The 10,651-nt window shown below is 66.4% G+C and carries 6 protein-coding genes; 5 read left to right on the top strand and 1 reads right to left on the bottom strand.

Going from position 1 to position 10,651, the window contains the following annotated elements; all coding sequences use genetic code 11:
- Positions 1-94: 94 nt before the first annotated feature.
- Positions 95-1,309: an efflux RND transporter periplasmic adaptor subunit gene (locus IHE46_RS13675; protein ID WP_192165187.1), complete on the top strand. Its 1,215-nt coding sequence runs from the start codon at positions 95-97 to the stop codon at positions 1,307-1,309.
- A 10-nt stretch (positions 1,310-1,319) separates the two neighbouring features.
- Entirely contained in the window at positions 1,320-4,529 is a 3,210-nt protein-coding gene (locus IHE46_RS13670) for a multidrug efflux RND transporter permease subunit (protein WP_192165186.1), read from the top strand.
- Between the two features lie 89 nt (positions 4,530-4,618).
- Here the strand turns inward: IHE46_RS13670 and IHE46_RS13665 are convergent, their stop codons facing one another.
- The gene (locus IHE46_RS13665) at positions 4,619-5,779 is read right to left on the bottom strand and encodes an acyl-CoA dehydrogenase family protein (protein WP_192165185.1); all 1,161 of its coding nucleotides are present in this window, start codon (positions 5,777-5,779) and stop codon (positions 4,619-4,621) included.
- Positions 5,780-5,948: 169 nt separating this feature from the next.
- On the opposite strand from IHE46_RS13665, the gene IHE46_RS13660 reads away from it, so the two are divergent.
- Genes IHE46_RS13660 through metH form a run of 3 tightly spaced genes read left to right on the top strand, consistent with a single transcriptional unit; the run spans position 5,949 to position 10,646 of the window.
- Complete coding sequence (locus IHE46_RS13660; protein WP_192165184.1) at positions 5,949-6,875, top strand: metalloregulator ArsR/SmtB family transcription factor; 927 nt, start codon at positions 5,949-5,951, stop codon at positions 6,873-6,875.
- 10 nt (positions 6,876-6,885) lie between these two features.
- Complete coding sequence (locus IHE46_RS13655; protein ID WP_192165183.1) at positions 6,886-7,968, top strand: homocysteine S-methyltransferase family protein; 1,083 nt, start codon at positions 6,886-6,888, stop codon at positions 7,966-7,968.
- Positions 7,923-10,646: a methionine synthase gene (metH, locus tag IHE46_RS13650; protein ID WP_343230038.1), complete on the top strand. Its 2,724-nt coding sequence runs from the start codon at positions 7,923-7,925 to the stop codon at positions 10,644-10,646. Before IHE46_RS13655 ends, metH begins: the two co-directional genes overlap by 46 nt.
- Positions 10,647-10,651 lie beyond the last annotated feature (5 nt).

The following is a 10,651-nucleotide window of genomic DNA, read 5'->3' as shown; positions in this document are numbered from 1 at the left end:
GATGACGGCGCCCTGCAGCCTTGCGCCGGACGCAGGTTGGATGCGCCTCATTGCGGCACCCACAAATCACGACCAGCACGCCTTCGGAGCCCCCATGAAATCCCCGTCCCTGCGCGCCCCCGCACTGTGCCTCGGCCTGTTGGCCCTGACCGCCTGCGGCAAGAAGGAGCAAGGTCCGCCGCAAATGCCACCGCCGCAGGTAAGCGTGGTCACCGTGCAGCCGAGCAGCGTACCGCTGACCAAAGACCTGGTCGGACGCCTGTCGGCTTTCCGCAGCGCCGATGTGCTGGCCCGCGTATCGGGCCTGCTGCTCAAGCGCGTCTATACGGAAGGCAGCGACGTCAAACAGGGCCAGCTGATGTTCCAGATCGACCCGGCGCCCTACCAGGCGACGCTGGATTCGGCGCTGGGCAACCTGGCGTCGGCCAAGGCGACCTACACCAACGCGCACGTGGTGGCCGAGCGCGACCGCTCGCTGATCCCGATGGGCTACGTCTCCCGCGCCCAGCTGGACTCCGACGAAGCCGCCGAGCGCAGCGCCTCTGCAGGCGTGCAGCAGGCGCAGGCCAGCGTGCAGAACGCACGGATCAATCTCGGCTACACCAAGGTCACCGCACCGATCGACGGCCGTTCCGGCGAGCAGCAGGTGACCGAGGGCGCCATCGTCGGCAATGGCACCGCGGATGCGGGCGCCAACTCCACCCTGCTCACCACGGTGCAGCAGCTCGACCCGCTGTACGTGAACTTCACCATGAGCTCGGCCGAACTGACCGCCCTGCAGCGCGCCGAGAGCGCGGGCAAAGTGGCGCTGTCGACGCCGGACAAGACCACCATGCAGGTCAGCCTGCCGGACGGCAGCCGCTACAACCAGCCGGGCACGCTGGACTTCTCCGCCGCCGTGGTCAATGCCACCACCGGCGCGGTGAACCTGCGCGGCGTGCTGCCCAATCCGCAGCACCAGCTGCTGCCGGGCACCTACGTCACGCTCAGCATCGACCTGGGCCAGCAGCATGGCGTGTTCCTGGTGCCGCAGCAGGCGCTGCAGCGCGATGTGGCGGGTGCCTACCTGCTGGTGGTGGACAAGGACGGCAAGGCGCAGCGCAAGAGCGTGGTCGCCGACAACAACCAGGGCAACCAGTGGATCGTCACCAGCGGCCTGAGCGCCGGCGACCAGGTGATCGTCTCCGGCCTGCAGGGCGGCAGCCCCATGGGCATCCAGCCGGGCATGCCGGTGCAGCCCACGCCATGGCAGGCGGACAGCGCGCCGCAAGCCGGCCACCAGCCGCAGCCCACCGCCGCCAAGTCGTAAGGAACTCCCCATGCCAAGTTTCTTCATCGACCGCCCGATCTTCGCGTGGGTGGTCGCCATCCTGATCTCCCTGCTCGGCACCATCTCGGTGATGCGCATGGGCATCGCTTCCTACCCGGACATCGCGCCGCCGCAGGTGACGGTGACCGCGACCTTCCCTGGCGCCAATGCCGCCACGATGGAATCCACCGTCACCCAGGTGATCGAGCAGCAGCTCACCGGCATCGACAACCTGCTGTATTTCAGCTCGGTGTCCAACTCCAACGGCACCGCGACGATCACCCTCAGCTTCGCCACCGGCACCGACCCGGACATCGCCCAGGTGCAGGTGCAGAACAAGGTGTCGCTGGCGCAGCCGCAATTGCCCGCCGCCGTGGTCCAGCAGGGCGTGGTGGTAGCCAAGGCCAGCCCGGACATCCTGATGTTCGTCAGCGTGACCTCCACCAACCCGGAGATCGACAACGCCCGCCTCAACGACATCATGGCCTCGGACATCGCGCCGCAGGTCGGCCGCATCTCGGGCGTGGGCAGCACCTTCCAGCTCGGCTCGGAATACGGCGTGCGCGTGTGGCTGAATCCGGACAAGATGCAGGGCTACGGCATCTCCGCCAGCCAGGTGCAGAACGCGATCAGCACGCAGAACATCCAGGCCGCCGCCGGCTCGCTGGGCGCCGACCCGGCAGGCAACGGACAGACCTTCACCGCCACGGTGGCCTCGGACAGCCTGTTCTCCTCGCTCAAGCAGTTCCGCAACATCATCCTGCGCGCCAACCCCGACGGCACCGTGGTCACGCTGGGCGACATTTCGAAGATCAGCTTCGGCCCGCAGACCTACGGCTTCGGCGCCACCTGGAATGGCAAGCCGGCCGGCGGCCTGGGCGTGTTCCTGCTGCCCGGCGCCAATGCGCTGGACGTGGCCGACGCGGTGAAGGCCAAGATGGCCGAACTGTCGAAGGACTTCCCGCAGGGCGTGACCTGGGAAGTGCCCTACGACACCACCCCGTTCATCACCGCCTCGATCCATGACGTGGTGCAGACGCTGGTGGAGGCGATCATCCTCGTCTTCCTGGTGATGCTGATCTTCCTGCAGAACGTCCGCGCCACCATCATCCCCACCCTGGTGATTCCGGTGGCGCTGCTGGGTACCTTCATCGGCCTGCTGGCGCTGGGTTTCTCGCTCAACCAGCTGACCCTGTTCGGCATGGTACTGGCCATCGGCATCGTGGTGGACGACGCCATCGTGGTGATCGAGAACGTCGAACGCATCATGGAGGAGGAGCACCTCGATCCGAAGGAGGCGACCCGCAAGGCGATGGGCCAGATCACCGGCGCGATCATCGCCATCACCGTGGTGCTGGCAGCGGTGTTCATCCCGTCCGCGCTGCAGCCGGGCGCCACCGGCGTGATCTACAAGCAGTTCGCCCTGACCATCGCCGTGTCGATGGGCTTCTCGGCGTTCCTGGCGATGTCGTTCACGCCGGCGCTGTGCGCAACCATGCTCAAGCCCACCCACGGGCAGCCGAAGAACGTCGTCTTCCGCAAGTTCAACGACGTGTTCAACTGGGTCACCCACACCTACCAGGGCCACATCGGCGGCGCAGTGCGGCACGCACCGCGCTGGATGATCGTGTTCGTGCTGATCTCCGCCCTCGCCTTCTTCGCCTTCGCCAAGCTGCCCACCAGCTTCGTGCCCAACGAAGACCAGGGTTTCGCGCTGGCGATCATCAACCTGCCCTCCGGCGCCACGCTTGAGCGCACCGAAAAGGTGATGAAGGAAATCCGCGACAAGCTCGCGCAGAGCCCGTTGAAGGACGACTATGTCGGCATCTTCCAGGTGCGCGGCTTCAGCTTCGTCGGGCGCGCCGAAAGCGCCGGCATGGCCTTCATCAAGCTGGCCGACTGGAGCAAGCGTCCGATGACCGCGGACCAGTTCATCCAGCAGGCCAACGGCGTGCTGCACGGCATCACCGATGCACAGGTGTTCGTGGTCAACCTGCCGACCATCCGCGGCCTCAGCCAGTTCGGCGGCATCGACATGTACCTGCAGGCGCGCTCCGGCCAGTCTCGCGGCGAGTTGAACCAGGCGATGTTCACCCTGCTCGGCAAGGCCAAGAGCAGCCCCGAGCTGTTCGGCGTGCGGCCGAACTCGCTGCCCGACGCACCGCAGCTGCAGCTCACCGTGGATCGCGTGCAGGCACAGGCACTGGGCCTGTCGGTGAGCGACGTCTACAACAGCATCTCGCTGATGCTGGCCCCGGTGTACATCAACAACTTCACCTACGGCGGCCGCGTCAAGCGCGTCTATGTGCAGGCCGACGCGCCGTACCGCATGGACATCGATGCCCTGCAGCACATCTACACGCCGAGCACGCTGACCAGTAGCAGCACCACGACGAGCACGACCAGCTCGCCGAACGGCCCGTACAGCATGATCCCACTGTCCAGCGTGGTGAAGACGGCGTGGAACTCCGGCCCATTGGCGCTGCCTCGCTATAACGGCTACGCCGCGGTGGAAATCGTCGGCGACGCCGCACCGGGCTACGCCACCGGCCAGGCGATGAGCACCCTGCAGAACATCGTGGACCACGATCTGCCGCACGGCTTCGGTTCGGACTGGACCGGCCAGTCCTATCAGGAAATCCTTGCCGGCAACGCGGCCACCTTGCTGCTGGTGCTGTCCATCGTGATCGTGTTCCTCTGCTTGGCCGCGCTGTACGAAAGCTGGTCGATCCCGGTCGCCGTGCTCCTGGTGGTGCCGCTGGGCCTGCTGGGCATGGCGGTGGCGATGTGGGCGCGCGGCATGCCGAACGATCTTTACTTCAAGATCGGCATGGTCACGGTGATCGGCCTGGCGGCGAAGAACGCCATCCTGATCGTCGAGTTCGCGGTGGAGGAACAGGCAGCCGGCAAGTCGCTGTTCGAAGCAGTGCTCACCGCCGCCCGACTGCGCCTGCGCCCCATCCTGATGACCTCGATGGCCTTCATCCTCGGCGTGTTCCCGCTGGCCGTCTCCACCGGTGCCGGCGCCAACTCGCGGCACGCGATCGGCACCGGCGTGATCGGCGGCATGCTGTTCGCCACCTTCCTCGGTTTGTTGCTGATCCCGGTGTTCTACGTGACGGTACGGCGCCTGCTGGGCGACAAGCTGGATGACACCGGCAAGGGACGTCCTGGCACGGGCATGCAGTCGTTCGACTCCAATCCCGGCCACGGACACTGAAAGACCTCGCGCCATGGACGGCGCCCGACAAAAAGCCCCGGCGCGAGCCGGGGCTTTTTCATTCCGGGTCCGTGGGCCTGCCCGGGCGTTTACCGCAGGCCCGTCTCGTTGCGCGCGATCACGATGCGCTGGATCTCGCTGGTCCCTTCGTAGATCTCGGTGATCTTGGCGTCGCGGAAGTAGCGCTCCAGTGGCATCTCGCGCGAGTAGCCCATGCCGCCGTGGATCTGCACCGCCTGGTGGGCGATCCACATCGCCGCTTCCGACGCGGTGAGCTTGGCGATGGACGCCTCGGTGCCGAAGCGGCCGCCGCTCTTCTCCGCCTCGCCCTTCGCCCAGGCCGCGCGCAGCGTCAGCAAGGTGGCGGCGTCGAGCTTGCACTTCATGTCGGCGATCTTCGCCTGGGTCATCTGGAACGTGCCGATCGGATGGCCGAAGGCCTTGCGGTCGCGCGACCACTGCAGCGCCGCCTCGTAGGCCGCGCGTGCGATGCCCACCGCCTGCGAGGCGATGCCGATGCGGCCCGCGTCCAGCAGGCTCATGCCCATGGCGAAGCCCTTGCCCTCCTGGCCCAGCAGGTTCGCCTTCGGGCACACGTAGTCGGTGAACTCGATCTCGCAGGTGGCCGAGGCGCGGATGCCCAGCTTGGGTTCGCTCTTGCCCGCGTGGAAGCCCGGCAGCTGCGTGTCGATGATGAAGGCCGACACGCCCTTGGCGCCGATGCCCGGCGTCGTGATGGCGAACAGGATGATGTAGCGCGCCACCATGCCGGAGGTGATCCAGCTCTTCTTGCCGTTGATGACCCAGTCGCCGTCGGCGTTCTTCGTGGCGCGGGTGTGCATGGCCGAGGCGTCGGAGCCGGACTGCGGCTCGGTCAGCGCATAGGCGCCGATGGCTTCGCCCTGCGCGATGGCGCGCACGTACTTCTGCTTCTGCTCCTCGTTGCCGTGCTTGAGGATGCCGTTGCAGAACAGCGAATTGTTGACCGACATGATGGTGGCGGTGGCCGCGTCGGCCGCGGCGATCTCGATCATCGCCAGCGAATAGGCGATCGGATCCATGCCCGCACCACCGTACTCCGTCGGCACCTCGATGCCCATCAGGCCCAGCTGGCCCATCTCGCGGATGTTGTCCAGCGGGAACTCCCCTTTCTCGTCCAGCTCCGCCGCCACCGGCGCGATGCGTTTCTGCGCGAAATCGCGGGCAATGGCCTGGATCGACAACTGGTCTTCGGTAAAGCTGAAATCCATGGGGGACTCCGATGGGAGAAGAAATCCCACCATTTTAGCGAGACCGCTCGAAGAACCTTGTGCAAGCGCAACAATGCAGCGCCGGATGGACGGAATGCCGGTAACGCTTGACGCGCGGCAAGCCACGGCCCAGACTTCGCATCTCTTTATCGCGATATAGGGATAACGCATGGATCTGGCCACCGCGTCCAGCATCTTGCGCCTGCTGGCGGACCCCACCCGCGTGCGCCTGCTCGCCTTGCTGGAAGGCGAGGAACTCACCGTGGCCGAACTGGCCGCGGTACTGCATCTGGCGCAACCGCGCGTCTCCACCCACCTCGCCAAGCTGAAGGAAGCCGGGCTGGTGCGCGACCGCCGCGCCGGCGTGTCCGCCTACTACCGCGCCAACGGCGAAGGCGACGAACACCAGCACGCCCTGATCGCCTCGCTGCGCGAGAACATCGACGACGCCCTGCTGCGCGAGGACGCCGACCGCCTGCCCGCCGTGCTCGCCAACCGCGCCCGCGCCGAAGGCTGGGCCGACACCGTGGCCGGCGACATGGAACGCCATTACTCGCCCGGCCGCACCTGGGAAACGCTGGCCCGCGCGCTGCTGCAATTGCTGGGTACGGGCGACGTGCTCGACATCGCCTCCGGCGACGGCATCACCGCCGAGCTGCTGGCGCCGCACGCGCACTCCATCGTCTGCGTGGATTCCAGCGAGCGCGTGGTCGAGGCCGCGGCGAAACGCCTGCGAGCCTTTCCCAACGTCGAAGTGCGCGAGGGCGACATGCACGCACTGGAACTCGGCGAGCGCCGCTTCGACCTGGTGCTGATGCTGCACGCCCTCACCTATGCCGAACGCCCCGCACAGACCGTGGCCGAAGCCGCACGCCTGCTGCGCCCCGGCGGCCGCCTGCTCGCGGTGACGTTGGGCAAGCACGATCACCGCACGGCGGTGGAGCCGTTCGACCACCGCAACCTCGGTTTCACCGAGGCGGAACTGCGCGACTACGCCAGCACCGCCGGGCTGCAGGTGCTCAGCTGCGACCGCATCAGCCGCGAGCGCAAGGCCCCGCATTTCGAAGTCATCAGCCTGCTCGCGCAGAAGAAGTGAGAAACCACCGATGAGCGCCCTGCCCTGGCTGCATCCCGAACGCGTCGCCTTGCTCGAACGCGCACTCGCCGAACGCATCCTGATTCTCGACGGCGGCATGGGCACCATGCTGCAAGGCCACCGGCTAGACGAAGCCGGCTTCCGCGGCGAACGTTTCGAACACGGCCACGACGGCGCGCACGCGCATCACCACGACCACCCTGGCTGCGACCTCAAGGGCAACAACGACCTGCTCACGCTGACCCAGCCGGCGATCATCCGCGGCGTGCACGAGGCGTATCTCGAAGCCGGCGCGGACCTGGTGGAAACCAACACCTTCAATTCCACCCGCATCAGCCAGGCCGACTACCACCTGGAACATCTCGCGCACGAGCTCAACCTCGAAGGCGCCAGGCTGGCGCGTGCGGCCTGCGACAAGTTCACCGCACTGACACCGAACAAGCCGCGTTTCGTGATCGGCGTACTCGGCCCGACCAGCCGCACCGCCTCGTTGTCGCCCGACGTCAACGACCCCGGCTTCCGCAACGTCACGTTCGAGGAACTGGCAACCAACTACCGCGAGTCCGCCGCTGGTCTGATCGATGGCGGCGCGGACATCATCATGGTCGAGACCATCTTCGACACACTGAACGCCAAGGCCGCGCTGTACGCGCTCTCCGAACTGTTCCGCGAGCGTGGTGCGCGCGTGCCGCTGATGATCTCCGGCACCATCACTGATCGCTCCGGTCGCACGCTTTCCGGCCAGACCGCCGAGGCGTTCTGGTATTCCGTGCGCCATGCGCGGCCGCTCTCGGTCGGGTTGAACTGCGCGCTCGGTGCCGCCGACCTGCGCCCCCACATCCAGACCCTCGCCGACACCGCCGAGTGCAGCGTCAGCACGCATCCCAATGCCGGCCTGCCCAACGCCTTCGCCGAATACGACGAGACCCCCGAACAGATGGCCAGCGTGATCCGCAGCTTCGCCCGCGACGGCCTGCTCAACCTCGTCGGCGGCTGCTGCGGCACTACGCCGGCGCACATCAAGGCCATTGCCGAAGCCGTGCGCGAATACGCGCCGCGTGCACTCCCGGGCGAACAGCAGGAAGCCGCCTGATGCCCCGTTACACCCGACTCTCCGGCCTCGAGCCGCTGGTCATCACGCCCGACCTGCTGTTCGTCAACGTAGGCGAGCGCACCAACGTCACCGGTTCCGCGCAGTTCCGCAAGCTCATCAAGGAAGACCGCTACGAGGAAGCGGTGGAAGTCGCGCGTCAGCAGGTGGCCAACGGTGCGCAGATCATCGACGTCAACATGGACGAAGGGCTGATCGATTCCGAGGCGGCAATGGTGCGCTTCCTCAACCTGATCGCCGCCGAACCGGACATCGCCCGCGTGCCGGTGATGGTGGACTCCTCCAAGTGGAGCGTGATCGAGGCCGGCCTGCGCTGCCTGCAGGGCAAGGGCATCGTCAACTCGATCTCGATGAAGGAAGGCGAGACGGCCTTCCTCGAACACGCGCGCAAGGTGCAGGAGTACGGTGCCGCCGCGGTGGTGATGGCGTTCGACGAACAAGGCCAGGCCGACACCTGCGCGCGCAAGGTGGAAATCTGCTCGCGCGCCCACGAACTGCTGACGCGCGAACTCGACTTCCTGCCCGAAGACATCATCTTCGACCCCAACATCTTCGCGATCGCCACCGGCATCGAGGAACACGACAACTACGCGGTGGACTTCATCGAAGCCACTCGCGAGCTGAAGCGGCGCTTCCCCGACTCGCACATCTCCGGCGGCGTCTCCAACGTGTCGTTCTCGTTCCGCGGCAACGACACCGTGCGCGAGGCGATCCACTCGGTGTTCCTGTACCACGCCATCAAAGCCGGCATGGACATGGGCATCGTCAACGCCGGCGCGCTGGCGATCTATGACGACCTCGATTCCGAGTTGCGTGAGCGCGTCGAGGACGTGGTGCTCAACCGCCGCAAGGACGCCACCGAACGCCTGCTGGAAATCGCAGACCGCTACAAGAAGAAAAAGGGCGAAGTTGCCGTCGAGACACTGGCCTGGCGTGAGAAGGATGTACGCGCCCGCCTCAGCCACGCGCTGGTACACGGCATCGACCAGTACGTGGTCGAGGACACCGAAGAAGCTCGCCAGCAGGTCACGCGCCCGCTCGACGTGATCGAAGGCCCGCTGATGGACGGCATGAACGTGGTCGGCGACCTGTTCGGCGCCGGCAAGATGTTCCTGCCGCAGGTGGTGAAATCCGCCCGCGTGATGAAGAAGGCGGTGGCCTACCTGCTGCCCTTCATCGAAGAGGAAAAGGCACGCACCGGCGACGTCGGCAAGAGCAACGGCAAGATCGTGATGGCCACGGTCAAGGGCGACGTGCACGACATCGGCAAGAACATCGTCGGCGTGGTGCTCCGGTGCAACAACTTCGACGTGATCGACCTCGGCGTGATGGTGCCCACGCAGAAGATCCTCGACACCGCCATCGCCGAGAACGCCGACATGATCGGCCTGTCCGGCCTCATCACGCCTTCGCTGGAAGAAATGAGCCACGTCGCGCGCGAGATGCAGCGGCAGGACTTCCGCATCCCGCTGCTGATCGGCGGCGCCACCACCTCGCGCGCGCACACCGCGCTGAAGATAGAACCGCACTACAAGTCGCCCACCGTGTGGGTGAAGGACGCCTCGCGCGCCGTGGGCGTGGCACAGTCGCTGGTCAGCAAGGAGCTGGTCGACGACTTCATGGCGAGGGTCCGCGCCGAATACGCCGAAGTGCGCGAACGCCACCGCAACCGCGGCCCTGGCAAGCAGCTGGTTCCCCTGGACAAGGCGCGCGCGCAGCGCTTCACCTGCGACTGGGCGAACTACGCACCGCCGCAACCGAGCAAGCTCGGCCTTACCGTGTTCGAGGACTACGACCTCGCCGAACTGCGTGAGTACATCGACTGGAGCCCCTTCTTCAACGCGTGGGAACTGGCCGGCCACTATCCCGCCATCCTCACCGATGAAATCGTCGGTTCACAGGCCAGCGAACTGTTCCGCGACGCGCAGGCGATGCTGGACAAGGTCATTGCCGAAAAGTGGCTCACGGCCCGCGGCGTGATCGGTTTCTGGCCCGCCGCCAGCGTGGGCGACGACGTCGAGCTGCTCGATGCCGAAGAACCTGTCGCCCTGCACCACCTCCGTCAACAGGCCGACAAGCCCGTGGAGCGGCCCGACTTCTGCCTGTCCGATTTCATCGCACCGAAGGAGTACGGCAAGCGCGACTGGATCGGCGGCTTCGCCGTCACCGCCGGCCTCGGTATCGAACCGCACTTGGCGCGCTTCCACGCCGAGCACGACGACTACTCCGCCATCACCCTCAAGGCACTGGCCGACCGCCTGGCCGAAGCCTTCGCCGAACGCATGCACGAACGCGTGCGCCGCGAGTTCTGGGGCTATGCCCCGGACGAGCATCTCGACAACGATGCGCTGATCGCCGAGCAGTACAAGGGCATACGCCCTGCCCCCGGCTATCCGGCCTGCCCCGACCACACCGAGAAGACCACCCTGTTCAAGCTGCTCGATGCCACCCGCAACGCCGGCATCGAACTCACCGAAGGATTCGCGATGTACCCGGCTGCCGCCGTCTCCGGCTGGTACTTCTCGCACCCTGGCAGCCAGTACTTCGTCGTCGGCCGCCTGACCCGCGAACAGGTGGAGGACTATGCGAAGCGCAAGGGCTGGACGCGCGAGGAAGCCGAGCGCTGGCTGGCTCCCAACCTCGATTACGACCCGGAGTGATCGCC

The organism is Rhodanobacter sp. DHG33, from assembly GCF_014843005.1.
GTDB lineage: Bacteria > Pseudomonadota > Gammaproteobacteria > Xanthomonadales > Rhodanobacteraceae > Rhodanobacter_A.
This window is presented reverse-complemented; position numbering and strand designations above follow the sequence as displayed.

Excerpts from the sequence above, each read along its gene's own strand:
- IHE46_RS13675 (WP_192165187.1), top strand. The coding sequence starts at position 95 with ATGAAATCCCCGTCCCTGCGCGCCCCCGCACTGTGCCTCGGCCTGTTG.
- IHE46_RS13670 (WP_192165186.1), top strand. The coding sequence starts at position 1,320 with ATGCCAAGTTTCTTCATCGACCGCCCGATCTTCGCGTGGGTGGTCGCC.
- IHE46_RS13665 (WP_192165185.1), bottom strand. The coding sequence starts at position 5,779 with ATGGATTTCAGCTTTACCGAAGACCAGTTGTCGATCCAGGCCATTGCC.
- IHE46_RS13660 (WP_192165184.1), top strand. The coding sequence starts at position 5,949 with ATGGATCTGGCCACCGCGTCCAGCATCTTGCGCCTGCTGGCGGACCCC.
- IHE46_RS13655 (WP_192165183.1), top strand. The coding sequence starts at position 6,886 with ATGAGCGCCCTGCCCTGGCTGCATCCCGAACGCGTCGCCTTGCTCGAA.